Source organism: Lysinibacillus composti (assembly GCF_016908465.1).
Taxonomy (GTDB): Bacteria; Bacillota; Bacilli; order Bacillales_A; family Planococcaceae; genus Ureibacillus; species Ureibacillus composti_A.
The window spans coordinates 1-25,557 of the sequence record NZ_JAFBDY010000023.1 but is presented as its reverse complement, the minus strand read 5'-3'; the positions used below and the strand labels follow the sequence as shown (position 1 = coordinate 25,557).

Sequence of the window (25,557 nt, the reverse complement as noted above, 5' to 3'; positions counted from 1 at the left end):
AACTTCCAAATTTTATTATGAATGTATTTCTTTATATTTTCTACAATAAAAAAGGAACCATAATTGTAATAGCTTTGGAAATCTATTGTTTTGTTGATAATGCAGTATAAATAACCCTTTAAAGTTTCATGAATCCATACCTATTTACGGTTTACACCCCAAAACCTTCCTAAAGACTGAATCTGACAAGTTAATGGATTTTATTATTTTATTACTAATGAAGAATTGTTTTATGTTTATTAATAAAGGATAAAATTATATATATGTTATATTTAATATTATTAAGGTTTTGGAGGAAGACATATGATCAATTTGCAAAGTAAAGAAAATATACAAAAATACTTTTCAAAAATTGGTTATGAAAATAATCCTATTTTTGCATTTGATAAAACAAAACTTGATTTCACTTACGATTGGCTACAAAACGCACATTTAATTAGTAATACTGATGATTTCAAAATATGGATATTTGAAATCGATAAGCTAAAAACTGAATTCATGAATACAATAGCTAATCGGTTGTATCGTAGAAATCCTTTTGATTATAATTTACTAATATTTACTACACTCGATTATAGTAATACAGTTTTTTTACATTACCATAGAGATAATGATGGGAAAATTAAGATTAGACGATTAAGAATAGAAAAAAATAGGTTAACTGCTACTGATATTAGAATATTATCTGAAATAAAACTAAGTGGAAAAGAAATCATCGATGATCTAGATATAGCAAAAGTTCATAAAGATGCGTTTGATATCGAACGCGTAACAGACAAATTTTTTGAGGAATTTAAAGTTCAAATTGATTACTTTACTGAGAATATTAAAGGACTAGAATCAAATAAAGACAAAAAAAATTATGCACTACTTATTCTTAGTAGATTAATTTTCTTATACTTTATTCAGCAAAAAGGTTGGCTTAATGGAGTAAAAAATTATCTATACGACAGATTTCAATATTGCTTATTAAATGATAAAAATTATTTTCAAGATATTTTAAAACCTCTCTTTTTTGAATGTTTAAATACTCCATTTGAAGAAAATTTATTTACTAAAAATAAAAGATCTAAACAAGCAAAAAGTCTATATGAAAATTATGAGCCAGTTTTAGATGATATTGAGATTATTGAAAGCTTTCATGGAATCCCATATTTAAATGGTGGATTATTTGAGGCAAATCCATATTACGAGGTCAACAAAAATATCCATATTAACAATGAAGTTTTTCAGAGTATATTCGAAAACCTTTTAAATAAATATAACTTTACTGTAAGAGAAGATCTTGGTTACGATACCGACATTGCTGTTGATCCAGAATTACTAGGTAGGATTTTTGAAAATATGATTATAGAAGAGGAACGTTCGAATACAGGTAGCTTTTACACTCCAAGAAATATAATTAATGAAATATGTAAGACTTCATTAATAAAGTATTTTAGTAATAAATTCGAAACCTCTCTTTACAACAAATTTGAATATTTAATTCTTCACCTAGAGGATGAAAACTTATATTCAAAACAAAAGAAAGTGATTATTGATAATCAAAATACCGAGATAAAAGATTGCTCGGTTTATAAATTAACCATGAATGAAGCAACCAAAGTCTTAAACGAACTTAATCAATTAAAAATATGTGATCCAGCCGTGGGTTCAGGTGCTTTCATTTTAGGGATGCTTCATATATTAGTAGAAATTAAAAGGAAAATCTCATTACATTCAATGGCTTCTAGAATTAATATCTTTGATAGTAAAAAAGAAATTATTAAAGAAAATTTATATGGTGTTGACCGAGAAGAAGGAGCAATAGATATCGCTCAATTACGGCTTTGGCTATCACTTTCCGTTGAACATAATGCTAATTCAATTGAAGAAATTAGGCCGCTACCAAACCTAGCATATAAAATTATTCAAGGTAATAGTTTATTCCCCTCAATTGATGGAATAGATTTTGATGAGGAATTTAACAAATTAGGTTATGGACAAATCTCATTATTTGAAAAGACAAGTAAATTGCATTCAATAATTGACGAAATAATTTCTAAAAAAAATGATTACTTTCATGCTACAGTTAATAAACATGAAATTAAAAATTCTATTAAAGAATTAGAAAGTGATTTGCTTCACTCTTTTATATCGGATAAAAAGAGGATTCCAGAAAGTTTAAATAGTAGAGAATTATTCTCTTGGAAAATAAATTTCCCTGAAATATTTGAAAATCAGGGTTTTGATATTATTATTGGGAATCCACCCTATGGGGCTGAATTTAATGAATATGAAAAAACATTTCTTAAAAGTAAATATCCCAATGTAGCTGATTATGAATCATCACAATACTTTTATTTAAGAGGACTAGAACTAATAAAACCAAACGGAATTATTAGCTATATTACTACAAATACTTTCCTATTTAATGTTTATGCCAAAAATTTTAGAAATGAAATTATTACAGAGTCAATATTAGATAGCATCTTTGATTTAACTGAAGTAGATGTTTTCAAAAAGGCAAAAGTAAGAACTGTAATTAAATATGGAATAAAGAACACAATGAACAATTACGATTTAAAATATTATAATTTTGATTCAGAATATGAGGGGTTCTACTACAAAAATAAAAAACCTATTAAGGACCTTCTCAAAAACGATAAAACGTGGTTATATATGATGAGATTTACAGAAGAACAGGAGCAGCTTATTAAGAAAATTGCTTCAAAGGGGAAACCACTTGAAAATTATTTTGATGTGAGTCAAGGATTAATTGCTTATGATAAATATAAAGGTCACTCACCCGAAACAATAAAAAATAGAATTTGGCATTCCAATTATCCAAAAGATGAGACGTATAAACCTGAATTAAAGGGTGAAGATGTAAAAAGATACGTAGTAAAGTGGAATGAAAAGGTTTGGATTAGTTATGGTGATTGGTTAGGTGCACCAAGAGAACGAAAGTATTTTACAGGACCAAGAGTTTTAGTACGAGAAATTGTTAATAAACAAACAGGTAGACTTAATGCGGGATACACAGAGGACGAATATTATAATACTCCTAGCATAATAAATATTATTCAAAAAGAACAAAGTAAGGTATCACTATTTTATATCTTGGGCTTATTGAACTCTAAATTATTTGCTATTTACAACTATGGAACTTCTCCAAAAGCCAAAAAAGGACTTTTTCCTAAAATACTGGTTACTGACGTCAGGGCGTTACCAATAAAATTAGGAAATAAAGAACAAACTTATCAAATGGAAACAATAGTTCATACCATTTTCAGATTATTGAGTGAGCAAGGTATTGAAAAAGAAATAGAAGAAGTACAACTCGAAATTGATCGATTAGTATTTGAAATTTATGGGTTATCAAATGATGATATACACACATTATTAAGTATTATTGATTAGAATTGGAGTGAGGTAGCGATGCCTGAAATACCAGAAATAATTGATAATAGAACAAGTTTGTTAAAAGATACAATTAATAAGTTAATAAAATATGCTGATAAGGTAGATATAGCTGCTGGCTATTTCTACCTTAATGGTTTTAACTTAGTTAAAGAAAACATCAATGAAAACTGTTCTATTAATATAGTAATAGGAAACGAAACAAATGCTATGACTGCAAGTGAAATTTCGTCTGGTTATGATTTAAAGAAAAATTTAATACTTCGATCAATGGAAAAAGACATATCATATTTAGACGATAATCAAAAACAAGAAATTTATGAATTATCCGAATTGATTCGAGATGGAAAAGTAAATTTTAAAATTTTTGTTAAAGATAAATTCCATTCTAAAGCATACATTTTTGACGTTTCATATAATAACGGAGATATTAAAGAACAATATGCAATAGTTGGCTCTAGCAATTTTACAAAAAGCGGTTTAGGTGACCATGATGCAACTAAAATGAATACGGAACTAAATGCTGTACTACGTCAACCTTCTGCTATAAAGGAAGTAAAAAATTGGTTTAATGGAATTTGGAATGAAGCAGAAGATTTTAATGAACAATTGCTTAATATTATTGATAATAATATACAAGTTGAAAAATTAGAGTTTTCTCCGTTTGATATTTTACTAAAAACACTTTTTGAATATTTAAAAGATGACCCTACCTTTGAAGAAATACAGTCTTTAAACCTCGACGATTTAACTGAATTTCAAGCTTTTGCTGTAAGAAAAGCAATACAGATTTTAGAAAAATATAATGGTGTAATTATTGCAGACAGTGTTGGATTAGGGAAAACATATGTTGCCAAAGGGCTTTTAAGGTATTTTTCATTACACGAAATGACAACATTAATTATTTGTCCTGCTTCATTAAAAACAATGTGGGAACATCAAGCAAATGAATTAAATATATCAATTGAATTACTAACTCAGGAAGCAATTGGCAAGGATGGAATTCCTTTTGATAAAGTTCAAAATGTTGAAAATATAATTATAGATGAAGCTCACAATTTCCGTAACGATAATGCAAATAGATATAAAGAATTAATTCAAGTAACTATGGACAAAAAAGTAGTTCAATTAACAGCTACCCCTGTAAATAATTCAATATATGATTTATATAATATTCTCACATTGTTTTTAAAAGATGATGATTTTAAGAATAAGTTTGGAATAGCAAAATTAAAAGACATCTTTAATAATTACGAGGAAAAGAAAGATCAAGTTTCAAATATTTTAAATGAAGTTATGATTAGAAGAAGTAGGACTTTCATTAGAAGGAAATACGGAAACAAGGAAAAAACTTTATATGTTAATGGAAAAGAAATTAGGTTTCCTTCAAGGCATTTGAAGAAGATCAGCTATAGTATCTCTGATTTATATGGAGAAAATATTTTCACTGAGATAGCAAATACAATTGAATACCTAAATTTACCAATAATAAGTGAAGATTCGATTTCAAAAAAGCATCAATTCAACAACAATGCTCTTGTTAAAACAATGTTATTAAAAAGATTCGAAAGCTCGGTTGAAGCATTCAGAAATTCTATAATGAAACAAATACGATATTGTAATTTACTCCTTTCAGCGATTTCGGAAGGTTTCCTTGTTACAAAAAAGGATGTAATGGATGATTTAGATTCGGACAGCTTTGATATTTTAGACAATGTAACAAAAATCAATTTATCAGATTATCAAGGAAATATTGAAGATTTATTATTGAAAATTGAAGCTGATAAAGAAAATCTTAATAAAATTATAGAAATGATTGCAGATATTGATCATGAAAGTGATGTTAAACTTCAAACATTAATTAATCATATAAAACTCGAATATCGTAAAAATAAGAAACAAAAACTGCTTATATTCACTCAATTCAAAGATACTGCACGTTATATTTATAAACATCTCCTTGATAATAATTTTGGTATAGTAAGTGAAATTGATAGCAAAAACAATCAAAATAATAAAAAAGAAAAAGTAGTTGCTCAATTTGCTCCAATTGCAAATCCAGAACTATTTGACCCAGAAAAACCCGAAATAAATATTTTAGTATCTACTGATATTTTATCAGAAGGTCAGAATTTACAAGATTGTAATACAATCATTAATTATGATTTAACATGGAATCCAGTTAGAATAATTCAACGAGAAGGTAGAATTGACCGTATCACTACTGAGCATAACAATATATATATCTATAATTTTATTCCAGATGATAAATTAGACTCAATTTTAAAATTAACAAAAAGACTATCTGAAAAAATAAAATATATTAATGAAACTATTGGAAATGAGAGTCGAATTATATCAGATGATGAAATTCTGATTGATAAAGTATTTAATGAAAAAGATCATGATCAAATTTTAAGAATAAATAGTGAAGATCAATCTTTATTAGATGAACTTGAACTTGATAGAGAAGAAATTGTACCTTCAGACGAGTATATTTATGAGGATTATAAAGAATTAATTTTTAATAATGATGAGAATAAAAAGTTGGTCTCTAATTTTCCAGACGGTATTTTTTCAATAAAAAAATCAGAGTTATATAAAGGAATATTTATGTATTTTAAAGTGTCTAACGAAAGCTACTGGTTATTTTATGATATAAATTTAAAGGAAATGAAAACAAGTAAGGCTGAAATATATAAAATCATTTCTAGCGGAAATTATTTGTCCAACAAACCAATTAAAAGAGAAACTGATTATAATGTAAATCTTTTATTGGAAATTGGTAAAAAATATGTAGCAGATCAAGTAAATGATATTGCTCAAATTCAGGTTACATCTTCGGAAATTGATAAAGTCCAAAAAGATATTGCCGAAAGATTAGAGAAGATTTTTTCAAAAACGAAATTTAGAACTAGAATAACCCGTGAGCAGCGGAAAATAAGAAAAAAATTAAAAAATCCACTGCATAAAGGAACAATTAGCAAGTTAAAGACCATTGAAATTTCTTTACTCTCAGATGAAGAACTAATTAATAAATTAGACGAAATATTAGAATATATTGATATTGAAGAAAATGTTACCGATTTAAACAAAAATAGTGAAGTGAGACTAATATGTTACGAATTATTTATCTAAATAAAAAAATGTCCCGTTCTAACGGGACACTTTTCCATTTTAAATTTACCACCTATTTCTCCCCTGTATTTTCCTTTTCACACCTCTATTTAGTAGATGTCATTATGGATAATCGATTTAGAATTTTTTACGCTGCTGATAAGTGTGGTTTTCTCCTCGTGTGAAACCATTAAAATGCTCTCCCATTTTCTCATAACCTTCTATTTGAGATTCTCTGAATACTTGATATCGTCACCAATTCCCATAACTTATAAGTTTTGATACCATTTGTAAATTATGATAAAATCAATATATCAAACGGTGTCATAACTTATAATCAAAATTATATTTTCATTTAGGGGGTAAACTTTTTGAAATATGGTTATGCTAGAGTTTCAACAGCTGGACAAGATCTTGAAACCCAAATCCAAAACTTAAAAGCAGCTGGTTGTGATGAAATCTACAGTGAGCATTTTACAGGAACTCAAACAAATCGTCCCCAATTTAATACGTTATTAAGAAAGTTAGAGGTTGGAGATACTTTAGTTGTAACTAAATTAGATCGTTTCGCACGATCCGCTACTAAAGGTAGTGAGCTTGTGAGAGAGTTAATTGACAGAGGGATAGCAGTCCATATTCTTAATATGGGATTACTAGATAACACACCAGCATCTAAACTCGTAAGGAATATTTTTTTCGCATTTGCTGAATTTGAACGAGATATGATTGTTGAGCGTACACAAGAAGGAAAAGCAATTGCAAAACAACAACCTGGCTTTAAAGAAGGCCGACCTCCAAAGTATACAAAAAAACAGTTAAACCATGCGGTACAACTGCTTAATAGTAACTCATATAATCAAGTCGCCGAGCTAACTGGAATCTCTAAAAGTACAATAATACGAGAAGTAAAAAAAAGAAAGTTGAAGTAAATTGAAACTTAAACTATTATTTTTGAGAAGACTCCTCTAAAAAAACTTCTTCAATCTTTCTAGACAAATTTATCATTACTTCAAATTTATAATTATGAAATAAATTTTGCCATACGTTTAAGAGTGGATTAATAGAAATTAATATTATAAATATTACCATAAAGAAGGAATAATCTTCAATATTACTATTATTAAAAATAAACACAGTAGCTGTAAGCAACATAGCAATATACGGTGTTAATTCAAACCGTTTTATTCCTTCTTCTCCTTTTTCTTTAATTAACTTTGCTAGGATTTGAAATTGTTCTTTATTAACGATATTCTTTTGGATTAAATAATTCCTTATGTAGACTTTATCCCTCTCATAATCTTTCTTAATATGAGTATTTAATACTCGAGTTAACTTTTTATCAAACAATCTAATACAAATAAAGAGAATAATTATTGGCAATATTAAACAGTTATACCAAGTCATATAAAAACGAATTATAAAAAAAATCAGTAATCCAAAAGTTATGAAAAATAATAATGTGAACTTTTTTCCAACCAATTTATAACCCCTTGTTTTCTTCTTGCTCTTATATTTAATGAAATCTTCTATAAATTTATCTACCATCATTTCCCTCATATCTTAAACTAATAAAAATAGTTTTTTTTATTGCTCAATTGATAAATATACTCCATTCTATACTATCACATGATAAACTTAGATCCCTGGCCCAATAAGATTGAGTCTCTTTTATGCCTCCGCAAAGACATCTATAGGAGGCTCTTTCTTTGTTACTTATAATCATTAAATATTCATTTATTTTAAAACAGATAAAGGGGCAGATTGCTTATTTTTGGTTTCCTGTTCTAAAATTTTGCTATTTAGCTTTTTAAAAATTCCAACCAGTTTTTCTAATTTGTTAATAGGTATAGAAGGGTAGCATATATAATTCCTAAGTTAATTTTTACTTAACTTATCTAGCACTTTTCCGTACTTTTTAACAGCACCCTCAAAAATATTCTTAATTTCTTCCTTACCAACTGATTTACCTTGTTTTGTATTTTCCTTTTCCTTATTATTTTCTTTCACTACCTATACACACTCTTACCAAATAAGTTGTATCATTCTTTACTTAGCCTTTTTAATGCATTTCCATTTTGCTTTACTAATTTATCAAAACTTTGTCTAATCTTCTTTTTCTTGTCCGTTTTCTCCTGCAAACATTTTGTTTGTTTATCTTTCTCGTTCACTCTTTGCCTCACCCTTTATTAGTTAGTCAATCTATGATTTAACTTTCTTTTCTTCATATAAATTTACTAAATACACAATATTGGTTGCACACAAATCCAATGCGTATTTAACTGTTGATGATGCAACTTCCTTTGCTTCTATTTGACCATACCCTAATTGATTTCTTATTGTTGGTAATCCACTGGATAATGAATTTTTTTATGCATTAAGATGAATTTCACTTGATACATTAAAGAAGCCATTTGTTGCCAAAGTGTTAATAAGTGAACTAGTAGTTGCCCTTGTACTATGTAAATATCCCATTTTATCGCAAATAATTTTCATTGTACCTTCAAAAGAAACACAAGCTTTTACAATGGCACTTTCGTAATTACTCGTTTTATATAAATTATGAGCTTCCATAAAATATGATGAGGCACTAGCAAAATCGTTTTGGTGAAGTAATTTAATAGCTATCTTCAGACATTTAAACTATCTACTCGGTCTTTTCATTAGATATCATAAACTTAACCCCTCTAATTCAAAGATTAATTTCTGTAGATTTTTTCTTTCAACTCTTCTATTGTATAAGGCTTATCCCCAACTTTGGAGTGAAGAGCTAAATGGCAGTTTGGACATACTGGGCGTAAATCATTAATTGGATCCACTTCATATTCTTCATTTATTTCAGAAAGAGCTTTAAGATGATGAACATGAATTTTCCCCTCAAATTCGTCCCCATAAAACTTTGCAAACTCAAAATCGCAAACTGAACAGTGACAACCATAATAGTCTATACATTGTTGTCTTGCTTTGTAATTTCTTTCATATGAATTAACCAGGACCTGTTTCTTTGCTCCTTCTTTAAGTTTAGGAGATTCTTGCACAGGCAATTCATCTGCTAAAAGTGCCATTTGCTTTCTCTTAATAAGTTCTTCAATCTCTGAAATAAAAGAAGAATTAATTTCCTGCTTTGATTGTGAAAATCGAGTAATATTACCATCAATTTTATTTATTTCGGCTACTGTAATGGGTTGAAAGACTTCGAGCGTTTTTATATCGAATTGATAGGCTCCATAATATTGCTCCTTTTCCGGGGTATCAAACTTTTCAATGCTATGAAGGTTAGCTGAGGCGATAATCAAATTATCAAATTGAAAGAGTACTAGAGAACCTTCGGGAGCATACATTCCAACTCTTCTAAAGTAAAAGATGCCATTCCGCTTTTTAAGTTCACCCAAAAAGAAATCCTCTTGCACGTCTTCTATGCTCATTCCAGGAAATTCTTCTTTACTACTCATTGGCAATATTCTTATGGATGGTGTTACTTCACTTTTCACAGTAGGCCTTGGTAAATCCAGATCAATATGTAAATAATCTGCGAGCTTATACCATTCTGTACATTCTCTAATTTTTTTCAATTCCTCACTAAATACTTCTTTAGAAGTAAGTTTCTTTGCATCGGGAAAATACTGTGTATAAAGTTTATAAAACCCTTCCCCTGCCACATTTACTCCTTTAGTTACAACCTTTGCTGAAAGGAATGGCAATCCAAGCTGAAAACATAGTTCTGAAATAACTCCAATATGCCTGGGAACCTGACGATGGTGAATTGGCGGTGAAACCCTATCCCCAAGCTCCTTATACTCTACAATTGGTTCCTTTTTCATCACGGTAATTAAAAGTTGTTCAGCAAGTTTTATCTGCTCGTCAGTAAACTTAATCATTTTTCAGCACCTCATCTTTCTCCACTTATTACCATATTACAAATATTATAAAAAGATTTACCACCTAATCTCAGTAGCTATATATTATTTAATAATAAGACAACAATTTTTAGAATGTTATTTCAATACCCGCTTGTTTAAGCAAATCTTTCCTTTGCTCATATAGCTCTTCCATAATGTAAAAGATTATGACAGTGACTACATAAGGAAACTATATTTTCTTCAACATCTAGTGAATACGAAAAATCAGAATGACTGCTCAATGGAATTAAGTGATGAAGCTCTGTATACGGATTTCCATCTCTCTTTTTTATAAAAGTTGGATGGTCATTATCACATCCACATCTGAAACTTGCCATTTTAAGTGCATTAACAGAGACATTTAAGTTTCGAGGATAAAAATTCGCACCTTTAGCATTGACATTAAATTCCTCTTTTTCTTTCGGTGTCCCATTATAGGTCGGCGCCTTATCATTGTTTATCTCTATCTCTTTAATGCTATCAATCAATTCGTTATCATCAAGAAATTGAATTTCATCAACATCTAAAAGTCCAAATTGTTCTCTTAATCTATAAATGTTTTTCTTGCTATCTTCATCTTTTTGAACCAATTCCGTTTGCCTAGTAGGTACATCGTTAATTCTTTATTTGATAAGAATAAATACCAGTATTCCCTCTAGAAACTGGCAGGATGTTCCTCTTGAAAGATTTTTATAATTTGACATATCGTACCTCTTTTCTAAAAATTGCTAAAAGTTGTAGTCATCTTTTGAAAAACTAAAGTAAAAATCTTTTTCTTTCTAATTCCATTGTAACAGTTTTCTTGGTATATACAGGAAAATAGTATTATTATTATGATAAAATAATGTATATTCTGTTTTATTGGAGGTTTTTTCGGTGATCGAAGCTATTACAATAGAAGCGTTTGCAAAATTAGTGCCTGATAATAGAGAGGCATACATATTGGAAAGGACACAGTTAGAAGATTTCTGGCTTATTGGACGTGTAAGAAATCCTTTTGAAGAAAAACCATTTTTCTTTATTGAACAATTGATTAATCCATATACAGGAGTAGTTTTAGAATCTCAAATTTTTAGTGATTTTAGCCGTCCACAATCTATTTTTTGCCGAACAAAGGGCAAGGCAAAGAACTATGAGGACGGTACATTAGTGGCTGCAAAGGTTACCCTCACTGAATTTGAAAATGAGGTGAAAAAAGGAAATATATTTAATACCACATATAATGAAGTCTATCAAATTGAAGATACTGATGAAATATTTGATTTAATCGGAATGAACAAAGAGGACTTAGGTATTATCGCCTTAGCAAAGCCATTTCTATATAAAGACAGAGAAAGCCGCTTTATTGATGCCGCTAATATTATAAAAACTAAAATTGAAAATGATATAAAGAACCTTGATTCAAAATTAGACGAGAACAAAAAACAAATATTGTATATGGAAAGGCAGGAGGATCGGTTAGATAAAACAAAACAAAATCTATATTCACTTCAGCAAAAACTAGAAAAATTAGGTTTTGTATTTGACAAACAATCTGAAGACCAACTAGAAGAAACAGAGGAATCATTTCTTGTTATACCGGAAACAGTTTCTGAATTATTAAAAGGAATACTATCACAACTTAGTGCTCGTGGCTATCATTATGAGCAAAAAACATTACGTCAGCTATTACTAGCACTAATGACAGAGCAAATGATTATCTTGTCTGGTCCCTCTGGTACTGGAAAGACAACAATTGTGAAGCAGCTCGCGTCGATTATTAATGCAAAGTATGAAATAATTCCGGTTCAGCCAAGCTGGACTGATAAACAAGATTTACTTGGCTTTTATAATCCTATTAGAAAACTATATGTACCTTCTGCATTTTTAGATTGTCTTATCGAAGCAAAGCAAAATAAGGATCATCTATACTTTATTTGTTTAGATGAAATGAACCTTGCGCAAATCGAATACTATTTAGCTGACGTACTTAGTATAAGGGAATTAGAAGATGGAAAGCTTCGTTTATATAGTGATTTTGAATACGAACAAAATATGAATGAAATAAAATGGTTCATTCAAAGAATGTCTCAAGAAGAAACACTAGAAATTGATGAAGCCTTAAAAAAGATTCAAATGGATTCATTAGCACATTATGAGATGGTTACTAGATTTGAAAATTTAAAACGATACGCACCAGTTCTTAATATTCCACAAAATGTTCGTATTATAGGAACAATGAATGTAGATGGTGCTGTACAAGCTCTGAGCCCAAAAGTAATTGATCGTAGCTTTGTCATCCCACTTTATCGTCAGGAAAATGAAAAAGTAGCATCTGTTTCAGAAATTGGACAGTACGATATTTCTGCCCAGTACTTTACAACCAATACAACCGAAACACCAAGAATCTCTAATCAATTACGTGAAGCAATAAATGATATACAACAAGAACTTAAAAACTGGCATATCGAATATAATGAACGTGTAGAAAGACATATTTTATTATACTACGTCGCTGCGAAAAACTTAGGAATTTCTACTAAGCAACTAGCAGATGATATTACAATAATGAAACTTTTACCTAGGATTCATGAAATGGTAGATGATGAACAGCTAATTACAAGATTAATAGAAGTTGTTGAGCGCCATGTAAAAGATGAATTATTAAGTAAGAGAAAACTCGAAAAAATGCAGCAAAGATTTGAACAAACTGGCTTATACTCATATTGGAGTTGATAAGGTATGTATGTAGAGTTATTCATGATCAAGGTGAGGTATGACCATAGCCTAAAACCAAACCAAAAACTACTACCGATAAAATCTATAGATATTGGCGATAAAATTGCAAAAAAAAATAAAGAAGAGTGGGTTATTCCAAACCATTATCGCAGCCAAAATGAAAATTTCATACGACAAATTGGTGTTCGGTTCGTTGATAAGGAAAATAATGTTGAAAAAGTTTCTATTATTTCACCCGACGAAAAATCTAGTCATAATTTTGTTTATCATTCCGATAAGAATATTTGGTTTGAACCAACGCTTTTCTCAAATAAGAAGCGTAAGAGCTATTTTCTTTATGAAGAATCTAGTATTTTAACTGGACTAACAAATGCAGGAACAGCAAAGTTAAGCTATACAGCAAATGGTCTATCTAACAATTTTGCCACCATCCACTTTGTTCCATCCTCCTTACCAATTGAGGATTATGAAGAGATGATCGCTGATTTATACAGAATCCGGGAGGATTTTGTACGAGATGACCGAAATGTTGCCAAAGTTGCAATTAGTTCAAATAAAGTTGTGATGGAACTACAGGAACAATTAAAAAAACTAACAACTGCAATTAAACAGATTAATGCTAACCCACATACAGTACTAGAATTGCAAATAACCAAGAAAAAGCCCCAGAGTCACGGACGCTTTGACCTTCGTATGGAAATTGAACAATATATGAATCCTGGAAAACCAAATTATCGAAATCGATCGCTCATACCTATGGTCGCTACGTATGAGAATAAGCTAATAAAACAACTATTGGAAGATTTAATACGATATAGTACTGCAATGGGTTCAAATGAAATTACAACAAAGTCTCTACTACGTAATGTAAAAAATGAACGTGAGATGTATTTCCGTAAAAGTGATTTAGAAATTCAAAGATTACTTGGTTCTGTTGATAAGATAGAGGATATAAACACATATAACAGGATACATAGTAAGTTAACACAGGATATGCAACGTTACTTAGATGAAGAAAGCAGTATTCGAGAGAATATTAAATCTACAGCGAACTTTACTGCAAATCCAAATAGAGTACTTGATACCCAATATATTGAACTAACACTTGAGATGAATGGCATATTTACGAATAGTAATCACTATTATCATCATCAATCAATTCAGGGAATGAGAGCACAATTAAAGTATGATAGACGTGAACAGCAATTAAAGATCAGAAACTATGCTATCGAGACTCCTTTTGGCCGAATCCCACAGATTCCAAATAGCCATTTTGGTACAATCCAACTTGGTAGTAATCATGTACAGTCTCAAATAAGATTATATAAAGCTTTCTGTGAAGAAGCACAAATACAGTCAGAGCATCGACCTAGAACTATTTATATTCGTGGATTTGTGCGACCACAACCAAATGGTATTGATGCAGTCGCCACTCCAAGACTGGATAATTATTATGATTATACATTTGACTTTGTGCAGATTTCTAGCATTCACGTAAACGGTAACGAAATACTTGTTCCAGCAGATAGAGATTCTCTCCTAGCTTTTTTATATAACGAATTACCGGTTATGATGCATGGTGCAGACCAAAGCGAAGAAGCGTTTATGCGTTTAAAGCAACTCGAGAAACTCCAAGCACTTACCAAATATAAAGAAGAGATTCATAGTGCTGCTGAGGAATTTGATGAGTTGAGAGAAACTGCACAGCGTTTATTGGAGTTACCTTTATTTTCAACACTTGATTTAAATGAACGACTCCCAATAAGACCAACTCAAGTATTTTTGCATAATCCAACTTACCGAGTAGCATGGCAAGCAGTCAAACGTATTAAGCATGAGCTTTCCGCAACATTATATATAGAACAGTATCAACGACAGATTAGTACCGGAAAAGTTGAACATATTTTCGAAGTTTGGACTCTTTATAAAATTTTACACCTACTAATTAAGGAAATGGGCTGGAGGTTAGATGGTTATAAGGATGTAACTTCCTGCCTAGATAACTACTTACTCATTGGAAATCAAAAAGGACTCCAAAATTTTTCTGTTACACTTTCTTGGCAGCATTGGCAAGTTGAACTCTATTATGAGCCAAAAATTGATTTACCCTTTACCCAATACCTTACACCAGACTTCGTTCTGAAATTTAAAAAGAATAATAGATCTATGGGAATTGGTGTTTTAGATGCAAAATATCGAAATTATAATTCACAGGGAATAGAACAGTGGGTAGAGGATATTAATGATATTGCAATTAATAAATACGGAAACATGCAGCCAATTGATTCAAAGTGGCAAGCCCCAATTCTGGCATCCGGTATTATACATTCTGATATAACAATTTCTGAAAACGCCGAAGATAAGTATAACCCATACCATGTCATGTATAATGAAACGCTTTTTAATACAAATTTAAGTAATGAGAAGGCACATAAGTACGGTTCCATTTATATGATACCTTCTAAAACCTATGTTTTTAAAAATTGGTTCCGTTTGATTATGGAATACCATCTCGGTGAGCATAAAGTATGTTGGAATTGTGGAGAGGCTGAAGAAGTACATGAGCGTCAACTTCTAACTCAAGGAGGATATCCAAAATACTATTACACATGCAAAAAATGTAATGAATTCTGGGTAAAGGTACACTGTCGCTCTAATCGTCATAAACTTGTAAAGCACATGAATAACTACCATCTACAAGTAGAAAGTCGCAGAAAATGGTACGTTATATGCCCAAGTTGTGGAGATGGCCGACCAACACAAGCAGCTCCCCCACTAATAACGACTTTATTTGAACCACCACCAGAATTAATCGATTTAGATGATGATATACCATGGTAATCTTAAAAGATTGCATTATATTAATTAGTTCAAAGGCTTGGATATAATTCCAAGCCTTTTCTTTCAATTTGGCACTCAACTTCTGTGCCATCCAGCAATGTCACAATCACCTTTGCTTCTTCGTAGACCGTCATCTTTTTCACTAGTTTAAAGAATAAATTCATATCAAAATTTTCAAGTGGTTTGGCTTTTGTTATGATTTCAATAAACTGCTTGGCTTTATATTTCTCGAGTTGGTTCTCGCTGTTTTTCTTTTCTTCCCACTTTTGTATAAAATACTCGTTATTTTGTAGAAGGGCATTAAATAAAAATAGACGCATTCCTTATTATTGAAATGCGCCTGATTGTTTAATAAAACAGTTATAGAAAAATTTTCGTAGTATGATAGGCTATGATGATTATGGGTAACCATACAGAGTAGGCGAAATGGATATAATATGCTCTCGAATCTTTATCAAACCTTTTTGCCATGTATCCTCTAAATCCATACAATACAAAAAAATATAGTGAAAGCCACAAATATAGTGGGATTGGATTTAATGGACGATAGATATCTTTTTTCAAGAACAGTAAAACTCGACATAAATGCACCAATAAAAAATATAATCGACATTAAAATTTCTATTAAAGTTTGATTATTAGTGAACTTTTTATTATATTTAATTTCCTTTGGAAGATTAAATTTCCGTTTTACCAGTTTTTCGAGATTCAAAAAACAATTATTAAGAGAAAATAGATGGTGATTGCGAACCAAAATATTACATTTCTCCTCCATATAAACTTTTCTTTTTATTTTAATATTAACCTCTTTCCACTTATAAAATATTTGCTAAACGCGAATGAAACACTCTTAAACGCAATGATCTTTAAAAGCAAAAAAGCGCCAATTCCTCAAGAATGGCGCCCGATTCTGGAATATATAAATACCTAATCTAATTCACCGATAAACCAAAGATCTCTATTATAAATTTCCCCATCTTCATCGGATATTTCTTCTTTGAATCCTAATACATTCATATCGCTGGGGATATTTATTCTCCATTCCACAATGCCGAATTCAATATAGCACGCCTTTTCTCTCCTGTTAATAATGCAAGTATTTCTCAAATGAAGGGTTTAGTTGGAAATTATAAAAATAAGAAAAGCAGCAATACCACTTTAGGGTATCACTGCTAATTTATTTACTTTATGGAATTATCATGTTTTACTACGATATTTTGAGAAGTAATAACTGAATTTCCTGCATTGTCAGTTGCTTTATAAATAATGGTATAAATACGATTTCCATGACCGCTTCTCTCAGAACGAAGTAAGAAATTTACGTCAGAGGTACCAAACTCTGCTCCTTGTATATCTTGAGCTGTGTTCCCATCTCCTTTTCCGTTATCCGATTGATTACTTAAAATGGATACCAATTCATATGACGCAACACCTGATAAACTATCATCTGCTACTATCAAAGCGTTAATAGGTGTTAACTTATGATTACTGTCAGTTATAACTGATTGATTAAATGAAACATTTAATGATGGTGCTGTTTTGTCTATTTTCACCTCGGCAGATTTAGTTTCTTCCATATTGCCGGCTCGATCAATACTTCTGTATTCAATTAGGTTTTTGCCTTCGGAAAAGGAGTCAATTGGTCCAGTATATTGAATCCAATCACCTTCATTAATTCTGTATTCTGTTTTATCTATACCTGATTCTTCATCAAAAGCTGTTAATGTAATATATACGTCTTTATTGGTCCAATTTGCTGGAACATTACTAGAAGATGTTACTGGCGCTGTCTTATCTTTTATGAGAATATTTTTAAATTCATTAGGCTCAACGAACACCATTGTATAACCAGTACCTTCCGCATTCGTATAACCCCATTTTTGAACGTATTCATTCCATTCTTTGACTTGAATCCCCGACAAACGGTACCCCCACGCTTCGGCTTCTTCTATTGTCTTAAATTTGTTATGGGAGTCCCATGAATACATATTATCCCGGGCTTGATATGTTTCAAAATATGGATGATTAATTTCATTTCGAACTATTACAACCATATAACGATCTTCTGGAAGATCATATCCTTGCCAAATTTTCTTCTTTTCTTGAAGATATGGGTCTACGATAAACGATTCTTCGTTTATCGGACCGTCATTATCCCAAATCTCATAACTTAATTCAATTGGTTTCCGTTCTTCCTCCGCCTGGACATCGATAAACCCTGTAGTTACAATAAATAATATTGATAAAATGCTTGCTAAGACTTTTTTCAAGATGCTGCTTCTCCCTTGTTTTATATTAATTTGGTAACTAATTTACTCTATCAAAAGTAAAAAGGTACTTCTACATGTTTTTAATGGAAAATCCCCCTTAAAAGGCCACGTTGATTAGGACTATTTAGCTCATTCACCAAGGAAAACATTCTCATAGCGTTTGGAGCAGTCAGTTGACTTCCACAGGGCGATTATTACAAATTAACTATACACAACAAGATCCGAAAGTAAGAAATACGGAAATAACTAACAAAGTTTACCTTTAAAGTATGCATTGAAGAAAAGCAGATTGTAATTCATTAAGAATGGTCGGCTCTGCTTCAAACTTTGAAATTGTGCTTTTCTATAAGTCTTTTACAACGCATGTTGTTTTAAATATGAAGTTATAGCTTGGATTCCAGCACAAGTCCATTTATGAGTATTTTTTTTCCATTTATCATTGTATTTAAACAAATATACATGTCCTGTTGGTAGGAACTCTCCCAAAATAAGATACTTCCCCAAAATTTTAATTTGATTTTCTCCTAGAAACTCAAATTCTAAATTTAACTCATTTAAAAGACTAACTACTTCTTGTTTTCTTTTATCAGGGGAACATTGGTATTTTAATGACATTATGAATCACTCCCTCTACTAAATAATTAGCTGATTTTTGTTGATTTACTTATATATTACTTTATTCCTTTTTCAAGTCCGTAACCTTTAAGTTATGAGACTATATATCAGCTATTTCAGTTATACTAAGGTCTTATTTATTTAATATAACGGATAAAATTGTCACCTATCTGATTTAGTTAGGGTTAAACTTTACTTTCATTCATAATCCTATAAACTGTTGCTCTCCCAATCCCATATTCTTTCGCAATATCTGTCGCACTTTCACCAGCCTTAAATAATGCAATAACCTGACGCTTGGTTTTATCATCAATAGCAGGTCTTCCCCCAACTTTCCCTCGCTTACGTGCAGCCTCAAGTCCTGCATTTGTTCGCTGCTGAATAATATCCCGTTCAAACTCTGCAAACACAGCCAACATCCCGAACATCGCTTTACCTGTTGGAGTTGTTGTATCAAAACTATCATGAATACTAACGAACTCGACACCCTTTTCTTTTAGGTGGTCTGTTAGTTGATACAACTCTTTTGTGCTACGTGCTAGGCGATCGAGTTTATAAATGACAAACACATCACCTTTTGAAGTTGCTTTTAAAGCGTTCTGCAGTTCGGGCTGGTCTTTTCGTGAACTAATTTTTTCAAGGTACATCACCAATTCCAAATTCTTTTCCTTGGCATACTTTTCGATTGCGATTTGTTGCATGTCCAAATTTTGGTCTTCAGTACTAACGCGTGCATATCCAATTATCCGTGTCATTTTTTCACTTCCTTATATTCTCCTCTTGTGTAAGTAGCTAAATTGAAGTGCTGAAATAGACCACCGATTGTTGTGAAGTTACAAGGTGATGTTTTTTTGCTTGCGTTGGATTCTTTTCTGTAAACCATTTAATCGTAATAGATTGATTTTGAACGAGTTCTTGAAAGGCTGCTTTTAATACATCGAATCTTACTTTTTTTGATCGTCCATTTTTACAGATTGAATACGTAACCCCTTCATCATTAATTTCTAAAATTGAACTAACCACATTCGGTTTCTGAAATTTCAACCCTACATATAAAGAATCTTTAAAAGCTAAAAAATCCATTTTTACACCTCCAACGTCTATAAATGGTACGTTTTATATAGTTTTATTTGTAGACGAGTTTGTAGACAAAAACAATAAAAAACAGCTACCAAAACGGTGATTTTTGGTAGCTGTTTATTTTGTATATAAAACGGTGGTTTTTTAGAAAACAAAATACATTTATTTCCTTCCAAATAACACCCGACAGACTTAAAATAACAGTATTGATGTCTAAGTTTTCGAAGACATATCAATATTTTATACCTTGTTTGTGTTTGAAAAATTGTAGATGAACCATCTACTTCTTATATCATTAACTTTCACTTGTAAATACTAACCCTTCAATATCCTAATCATTTCTTCTTTATGTTTGCTTGCTTTTTCTTCAGTCCATTTTTCATCATCGAAATTGACTAATTCTTTCATGATCTTCAGTTTCAAACTTTGTTCGATAATGCTTGGGTAGGAGCTGATTTTCCCTGCAGGTGGCAAATTAGAAAACCTTGAGTTTCCTGACACTGTAATTAAAGCAAGGTTTCCAAAACCATCGAGGTCATCCGATTCCCAATTTACACCCTCAACTAGATGCTGTGGTTGGAAGTGTTCTATCGAACTTCTAAATTGAAATTGCCAGTCATCACTCATTGGCGGGATTATTGCCTTATCCAAGTAAGAATACCCATCCTTGTATAAAAGATAATCAAGGTAAGTAAATACGATTCTTTCAAAACCAAATCCACTAGCATTCTCAAAATTCGATTTTATAACTTTTGTTTTACAGTAATCTTCTAGAATTTCAATGATGTCACATGATTCATTCTCTAGTAACCTCGTTAGGACTAGTGAAATCCAATGCATAGTCTTAGGTGATGTGTAGGTTATGCGCAAGCAGGATTGCAGTGTTCTTATTAGTTTATTATTCTGACTATCATCATCCCCGAAAGTACCTACATATTTGGGCTTTTCCCCTTTCACATCACTATATTTCTCTAAACGTTGTAACGACCATTTTCCAGTTTCTTTATAATCTTTAGCATATTCACGTTTCAAAATATATTTATCAAACAATACACGGCATTTTAACATTTGATATAAAAAGTTCTTTGCTCTATCAGCATCACTCCAAGCCCACGATAGATTATTCAAAAAGTGTTTATCATCAAGTGTTGAATCTTCTTCACCTAACTTACCAATGACTGCATTTACCTGTAATAAAAAATTGGGGAATGAAATAGTCGATTCAAAGCGTTCATTCTCACCTTCATTCTTACTTCGTCCATTATTGAGGAGCTTCTTACTTTTTAGAATATCTATCAAAGGAACAGAATGTTTATCATCTTCATCATTCGGAACACATTCTCTAATTGAATTAAAATCGTTAATATGCTCCTTGATGCTAGACCAATCTTTTGTAAAAAGAGCCTTTCTAACTTTGGGATCAAAATTCATTTGGATATATGAGTCCATATCAGAACATTTTTCCCAAATCAATGCTGCAGTTTTTTTATCGTGTTCTGTATCCAAAACTTCTAAAAACTTTGCCTTTGCTATTTCATGAAGTTCTAGTTGCTCACCCCGAGTATTCATGATTTCAAAATAATGATTTAAATCTATACCTTGCGGAACTTGTACACGAACAAGAAAAACCTTTTCTAATTTTTTCTTTAACTCATCTTTGTCGATTTCTTTCGTTTTTTTAAAATAGTTTTCAATCATTTGATAACCTGCTATGATTTCAACTGATGCTAATTCCTCCAGTAATTCACCATTGTTCTTATTGTTTATCATGTGAAGTGTACGGTTTGACTTTTTCCGTGCTTCAAATCTCAACGCATCATTCGCAAAATTCATGCCAAGATACTTTTCTAATAGAAATAATGTCGTCAACCTTTGTTGTCCATCTATTACTTCATAAACATTATTATCAGTTTGATTAACAATAAGATTTCCAAGAAAATAGTTTTTACTAAGATCGTCAATTGAACTATTAATATCTTCTATCAGTTGTTCAATTTGCATTTCTCCCCAAGCATAGTTCCGTTGATAAATTGGAACTACATAGCTGATATTATTAAAAATGTTTGATACCGGTATGATTTTTAAATGATTATCCATCTCCTACCACCTATTCCATTCACAAAGTAAATCATATACTGCTTTGTACTTCTTTTTATTATTACTTTCAGTATCTGGTTGCTCCAAAACAATGAGCTTTAACTCCTCAGCATGGTTCATATCACTAATTTCTGAGAACAAATCCAAATCTTTGTTCAACCGTTCATGTTTTCCTCGTGCATACTTATTGATTGTCTGAGGATACACAGCATGCATAGTAAGTCGCAAAGAATAGCTCCATGAATATAATTGGTGCATCACACCTTTTGATAGGCTTTCAATACCAAAGCGATCAGCAAAAAACAATAACGCACATTCATATAACTGTTTAATGTAAAGATCTCCAGAGCGTCTACTCGGAATTTGTTCTTTCGTATGAACCTTATTTATTAAATTTTGTATTTGCTCAAGTTGCTTTCCATAGTGAAGGGTATAATGGAAAAACCGTCTTCCTGCTATTAGTGGCTGTGTTAATTGAAATTGATTTAATGCTTTAGATGTAAGTAGTTCATTGTTTCCATTTGCATTAAACTGTTCTAAGAAAAGGTTACTTGCTTTATGATAAATAGCATAATTAAATACATTTGCGGCTTTAATCCCTTTGAATACATCAATGTTATTTGCAGAATAGCCCAAACCATTCTTTCCTTTATACCATTGCGTCAACGGGAACAGATAACTTTTAAATAAGACATTTAAATCATCCTGGTTCGCATTTTCCCAATCGTTGATAATTCTTACTTTCTGCTGTTCGTCTTCATTATCCATCTCACGTAAATGATATGACTTTAATAAATCATGTGGGTCTAACTCTTTGCCACGAGAATTTTGCGAATCAAAGAATTGAAAAGCCTCTTGCTCGCTGTCCGTAACAATTTGAACTGCACTACAATGCTCTAGTAAATATTGTTTGTATTTGCTTTGCTCATCTTCCGAAAGTTCACTTATCCTCTTAGATAAAATTTCAAAATTAATCACTATTACATCATTAGATAGTTGATTATATTTTTCTCGTAATAGCCCCTGATCCTCTTCACCTAAACAGTATAGAAGAATCGAAAGTGTTGTCAGTCGTTGTTGGCCATCCACAACGTTGTATATTTCATCTTCCTTATGTAAAATAACAGACCCAATTCTGTATTCTTCTATTCCTTCTTGATATGCATTATAAGTATCAAGAAAAAGCGTATTTGTAGACTTTACACTCCATCTATACGGACGTTGATATGATGGTAAGGCCAATTTCATTCCAAGTAATTTATGAATCTTTGTTATTTTTAATTCGTTTTGAAGTAGAGCCATCCTTAAATCCCCCTGACAAAACTTGACATTATTTAAATTATACCACCCACAAACTCTTTTTCCCTAGAATGCTCATCTTCAGTTCTAGTCCAAATAGCTTCCATAATGCTGGGAAGAGCTTGAGGATAGGAAACACTATCATGCTTTAATATATAACATAATACAGGTTTTGCAATTTCCCCCTCCGTTTATGAGATAATTGAGAAATAAAAACCACTCATTATTACGTGTCATCCTTTAATGTACTAATTTGTGTAATAATTTTATGTAATATATAAACCCTGTTAAATGAACCAACTATCTTTTAAACTAGAACATTACATATTTCATCCTTTTATGTAACTATCTCTCCGAATACCCTTTAGTTTTTCTCACAGAATACGATTTACGATCACTATAAAGAAAAGTGGACCATCTACTAAAGAAGTTCAAGCACAAAAAGTTAAGCAAGCTCAAATAGCAAAAGAAGTATCCGCAAATAAATCCTTTGAAATCTTATTCAATTAATTGGACCTTTAATGAGAAAAGACGCATTCTTTATTAAAGAATTGCGCCCTATTGTGGAATAAAATTCATATAAACTTTTACTTAATAAAATCTGCTTTAAAAAGATATACAACGTCGTATTTTTCCAACTCATTAATATGTCCTTCAACATCTTGATAAAAATCGGCGGTAAGCGAATTCATTCTTCCTTCATTCGAATAACAAATACTTCCTAATACTACTTCTCCTTCAATAATAGTGTTCTCTGTTGGAAAGGGTCCCCACACAATTGACATATCATCCAAATCATCTGAGTTTGGATCAAAGGCACTTCTGGTACTAACGCCTTCCTTACTGCTAATTGCAGTATTAAATATAGGTTGATTTTGGCTATAATTTGTTTTAGGAGTTGTGAGGATAATAGAGCCATCTCCCTCTACCTGCATCGTTAGTTCGCTTAATTTATCCTTAACCAAATTTCCGAATTCATATTTTTCTATCCATACAGTTACTTCTTTGTATTCTTTGTTTATATTGAAATCAAATACTAATGATTTGTCTGAACTACTCGAAAGTATTGCATTTTCTCTGTCTGTTAATTCGGAAACAGAAATTGTATTTGAATTCGAATTACTATCATCACAAGCACTTATAATAAGTAACAACAGAGCTGATGCTAGTATTGCAAGTGTTCTTTTCATTTATATATCTCCCCTAGTTGCTCTTTTCCTTATTCTACTAACCAACTGCGTTATTTAAAGTGGACTACTTTACAATATTTTTATATTTTAACATAAATATACAATTGGAATTAAGATTTCTCCACCTGGCCCTTAAGAAACACTTTTTAACTAAATGAAAAAAAGCGCCAATTCCTCACGAATAGCGCCCGTTAGTTAGATAAGGAATACTCCTTTACCAAAATTAATATGTATTATATTAATAAAACTAATATTATTTTAGATAAATACTTTTCTTTTCTTCGTACTCTTCTTTACTAATAATTTTTAAATCATATAGTTCTTTTAATTTTTTTAATTCGTCAAAGTATCTAATAGCAGCATCAGCAGTTCTATTCTGATTTTCTGATACCTTTTTCTCTAAAAATTCTTTTATTTCAGTGGCCATTTTTATTTCATTTTTTGTCGCAAAGTAAATTATATTGTCAAGATTATCATTACTTTTTTTATTTCTATCAAAAACTAACTCTATAGATCCATTTATAAGTAATCCCATACTTTTTTTCCACTTTAATTCAAGTATATCTTTATAGTGTATAAGTCTGTATTCTTTTGCTCGAATTACTTTATTCATAATACCACTACGTTTAATATCCATATAACTTTCAGATAGAGTAACAATAACTTTTCCATTACCTGCCTTAGTAAATATATATTGTTTCATAAAGTCCCTTCTTTCAATCGTGCTATACATATATTATATCGCAATTTTTATTTGTGATATGTTAAATATTAAAGTATTAACTCGTAAGTTAGTATGCTTGTATTAATCACAATCTTTTTGACGCAATTCATTTATACTCTCAATAAATTAACATAAATGATCATTTTTTATTAAGCGGATATTCAAAATAATGGCCCTTTTCATGAAGAAAAACGCCTTTCTTATTTCAGAAACGCGCCCGTTCGTAATATAAGGTTAGCCAGATTTTTCTGGTTGACCTTTTTCTATATGGTCTTATTATAACGGTAGTCGGGGTAGAACGTAGCGCC

Annotated in this window: 21 protein-coding genes and 1 pseudogene; 5 read left to right on the top strand and 17 right to left on the bottom strand. The window is 30.9% G+C overall.

Annotated features, from left to right (window positions below; all coding sequences use genetic code 11):
• The first annotated feature begins 303 nt into the window (after window positions 1–303).
• From JOD29_RS16885 to JOD29_RS16875, 3 genes are all read left to right on the top strand, one after another.
• On the top strand, window positions 304–3,402 hold the full coding sequence (locus JOD29_RS16885) for an Eco57I restriction-modification methylase domain-containing protein (RefSeq protein ID WP_124766693.1): 3,099 nt from the start codon (window positions 304–306) through the stop codon (window positions 3,400–3,402).
• 18 nt (window positions 3,403–3,420) lie between these two features.
• Window positions 3,421–6,540, top strand: coding sequence for a helicase-related protein (locus tag JOD29_RS16880; RefSeq protein ID WP_124766694.1), 3,120 nt, complete (start codon window positions 3,421–3,423; stop codon window positions 6,538–6,540).
• A 350-nt stretch (window positions 6,541–6,890) separates the two neighbouring features.
• Window positions 6,891–7,448 (top strand): recombinase family protein, encoded by a 558-nt coding sequence (locus JOD29_RS16875; protein WP_124766695.1) that lies wholly within the window; start codon window positions 6,891–6,893, stop codon window positions 7,446–7,448.
• Between the two features lie 16 nt (window positions 7,449–7,464).
• On the opposite strand, the gene JOD29_RS16870 is transcribed toward JOD29_RS16875, so the two are convergent.
• The 7 genes and pseudogenes from JOD29_RS16870 to JOD29_RS16855 form a co-directional block, all read right to left on the bottom strand.
• On the bottom strand, window positions 7,465–8,064 hold the full coding sequence (locus JOD29_RS16870; RefSeq protein WP_124766696.1) for a hypothetical protein: 600 nt from the start codon (window positions 8,062–8,064) through the stop codon (window positions 7,465–7,467).
• A gap of 330 nt (window positions 8,065–8,394) precedes the next feature.
• The gene (locus JOD29_RS20665; RefSeq protein WP_275579662.1) at window positions 8,395–8,526 is read right to left on the bottom strand and encodes a hypothetical protein; all 132 of its coding nucleotides are present in this window, start codon (window positions 8,524–8,526) and stop codon (window positions 8,395–8,397) included.
• Between the two features lie 32 nt (window positions 8,527–8,558).
• Window positions 8,559–8,687: a hypothetical protein gene (locus JOD29_RS20660; RefSeq protein WP_275579661.1), complete on the bottom strand. Its 129-nt coding sequence runs from the start codon at window positions 8,685–8,687 to the stop codon at window positions 8,559–8,561.
• A gap of 31 nt (window positions 8,688–8,718) precedes the next feature.
• Window positions 8,719–8,865, bottom strand: a pseudogene (locus tag JOD29_RS20825) (hypothetical protein); the annotation flags it as partial.
• A gap of 21 nt (window positions 8,866–8,886) precedes the next feature.
• The gene (locus JOD29_RS16865) at window positions 8,887–9,090 is read right to left on the bottom strand and encodes a hypothetical protein (protein WP_205101721.1); all 204 of its coding nucleotides are present in this window, start codon (window positions 9,088–9,090) and stop codon (window positions 8,887–8,889) included.
• 125 nt (window positions 9,091–9,215) lie between these two features.
• Window positions 9,216–10,394 carry an HNH endonuclease gene (locus tag JOD29_RS20490; RefSeq protein ID WP_239585771.1) on the bottom strand — a complete coding sequence of 393 codons (1,179 nt, stop codon included), beginning with the start codon at window positions 10,392–10,394 and terminating at the stop codon, window positions 9,216–9,218.
• 158 nt (window positions 10,395–10,552) lie between these two features.
• Window positions 10,553–11,005, bottom strand: coding sequence for an HNH endonuclease (locus JOD29_RS16855; RefSeq protein WP_124766697.1), 453 nt, complete (start codon window positions 11,003–11,005; stop codon window positions 10,553–10,555).
• Between the two features lie 286 nt (window positions 11,006–11,291).
• Here JOD29_RS16855 and JOD29_RS20755 point away from each other — a divergent pair, with 286 nt between their 5' ends.
• Together JOD29_RS20755 and JOD29_RS16845 are read left to right on the top strand one after the other, a co-directional pair.
• Window positions 11,292–13,130 carry an AAA family ATPase gene (locus JOD29_RS20755; protein ID WP_124766698.1) on the top strand — a complete coding sequence of 613 codons (1,839 nt, stop codon included), beginning with the start codon at window positions 11,292–11,294 and terminating at the stop codon, window positions 13,128–13,130.
• 6 nt (window positions 13,131–13,136) lie between these two features.
• Entirely contained in the window at window positions 13,137–15,974 is a 2,838-nt protein-coding gene (locus tag JOD29_RS16845; protein WP_124766699.1) for a nuclease domain-containing protein, read from the top strand.
• 29 nt (window positions 15,975–16,003) lie between these two features.
• Here the strand turns inward: JOD29_RS16845 and JOD29_RS16840 are convergent, their stop codons facing one another.
• The 10 genes from JOD29_RS16840 to JOD29_RS16790 form a co-directional block, all read right to left on the bottom strand.
• Window positions 16,004–16,294, bottom strand: a complete 291-nt coding sequence (locus JOD29_RS16840) for a recombinase (RefSeq protein ID WP_124766700.1) — start codon at window positions 16,292–16,294, stop codon at window positions 16,004–16,006.
• Between the two features lie 40 nt (window positions 16,295–16,334).
• Window positions 16,335–16,565 (bottom strand): DUF4181 domain-containing protein, encoded by a 231-nt coding sequence (locus JOD29_RS20820; RefSeq protein ID WP_205101720.1) that lies wholly within the window; start codon window positions 16,563–16,565, stop codon window positions 16,335–16,337.
• Window positions 16,566–17,155: 590 nt separating this feature from the next.
• Window positions 17,156–18,244 (bottom strand): OmpL47-type beta-barrel domain-containing protein, encoded by a 1,089-nt coding sequence (locus JOD29_RS16825; RefSeq protein ID WP_124766702.1) that lies wholly within the window; start codon window positions 18,242–18,244, stop codon window positions 17,156–17,158.
• 354 nt (window positions 18,245–18,598) lie between these two features.
• A complete protein-coding gene (locus JOD29_RS16820; protein ID WP_124766703.1) occupies window positions 18,599–18,859 on the bottom strand; it encodes a hypothetical protein in 261 nt (86 codons plus the stop codon).
• A gap of 185 nt (window positions 18,860–19,044) precedes the next feature.
• Entirely contained in the window at window positions 19,045–19,614 is a 570-nt protein-coding gene (locus tag JOD29_RS16815; protein ID WP_124766704.1) for a recombinase family protein, read from the bottom strand.
• A 37-nt stretch (window positions 19,615–19,651) separates the two neighbouring features.
• Complete coding sequence (locus tag JOD29_RS16810) at window positions 19,652–19,942, bottom strand: hypothetical protein (protein WP_124766705.1); 291 nt, start codon at window positions 19,940–19,942, stop codon at window positions 19,652–19,654.
• A gap of 312 nt (window positions 19,943–20,254) precedes the next feature.
• Window positions 20,255–22,036 (bottom strand): DUF262 domain-containing protein, encoded by a 1,782-nt coding sequence (locus JOD29_RS16805; protein WP_124766706.1) that lies wholly within the window; start codon window positions 22,034–22,036, stop codon window positions 20,255–20,257.
• A 3-nt stretch (window positions 22,037–22,039) separates the two neighbouring features.
• Window positions 22,040–23,338, bottom strand: coding sequence for a DUF262 domain-containing protein (locus JOD29_RS16800; protein WP_124766707.1), 1,299 nt, complete (start codon window positions 23,336–23,338; stop codon window positions 22,040–22,042).
• 584 nt (window positions 23,339–23,922) lie between these two features.
• Window positions 23,923–24,525 (bottom strand): hypothetical protein, encoded by a 603-nt coding sequence (locus JOD29_RS16795; protein WP_124766708.1) that lies wholly within the window; start codon window positions 24,523–24,525, stop codon window positions 23,923–23,925.
• A 253-nt stretch (window positions 24,526–24,778) separates the two neighbouring features.
• A complete protein-coding gene (locus tag JOD29_RS16790; RefSeq protein ID WP_124766709.1) occupies window positions 24,779–25,228 on the bottom strand; it encodes an SHOCT domain-containing protein in 450 nt (149 codons plus the stop codon).
• Window positions 25,229–25,557 lie beyond the last annotated feature (329 nt).

Excerpts from the sequence above, each read along its gene's own strand:
- JOD29_RS16885 (WP_124766693.1), top strand. The coding sequence starts at position 304 with ATGATCAATTTGCAAAGTAAAGAAAATATACAAAAATACTTTTCAAAA.
- JOD29_RS16880 (WP_124766694.1), top strand. The coding sequence starts at position 3,421 with ATGCCTGAAATACCAGAAATAATTGATAATAGAACAAGTTTGTTAAAA.
- JOD29_RS16870 (WP_124766696.1), bottom strand. The coding sequence starts at position 8,064 with ATGGTAGATAAATTTATAGAAGATTTCATTAAATATAAGAGCAAGAAG.
- JOD29_RS16865 (WP_205101721.1), bottom strand. The coding sequence starts at position 9,090 with ATGGAAGCTCATAATTTATATAAAACGAGTAATTACGAAAGTGCCATT.
- JOD29_RS20490 (WP_239585771.1), bottom strand. The coding sequence starts at position 10,394 with ATGATTAAGTTTACTGACGAGCAGATAAAACTTGCTGAACAACTTTTA.
- JOD29_RS16845 (WP_124766699.1), top strand. The coding sequence starts at position 13,137 with ATGTATGTAGAGTTATTCATGATCAAGGTGAGGTATGACCATAGCCTA.
- JOD29_RS16840 (WP_124766700.1), bottom strand. The coding sequence starts at position 16,294 with ATGCGTCTATTTTTATTTAATGCCCTTCTACAAAATAACGAGTATTTT.
- JOD29_RS16820 (WP_124766703.1), bottom strand. The coding sequence starts at position 18,859 with ATGTCATTAAAATACCAATGTTCCCCTGATAAAAGAAAACAAGAAGTA.
- JOD29_RS16815 (WP_124766704.1), bottom strand. The coding sequence starts at position 19,614 with ATGACACGGATAATTGGATATGCACGCGTTAGTACTGAAGACCAAAAT.
- JOD29_RS16810 (WP_124766705.1), bottom strand. The coding sequence starts at position 19,942 with ATGGATTTTTTAGCTTTTAAAGATTCTTTATATGTAGGGTTGAAATTT.
- JOD29_RS16805 (WP_124766706.1), bottom strand. The coding sequence starts at position 22,036 with ATGGATAATCATTTAAAAATCATACCGGTATCAAACATTTTTAATAAT.
- JOD29_RS16800 (WP_124766707.1), bottom strand. The coding sequence starts at position 23,338 with ATGGCTCTACTTCAAAACGAATTAAAAATAACAAAGATTCATAAATTA.
- JOD29_RS16795 (WP_124766708.1), bottom strand. The coding sequence starts at position 24,525 with ATGAAAAGAACACTTGCAATACTAGCATCAGCTCTGTTGTTACTTATT.
- JOD29_RS16790 (WP_124766709.1), bottom strand. The coding sequence starts at position 25,228 with ATGAAACAATATATATTTACTAAGGCAGGTAATGGAAAAGTTATTGTT.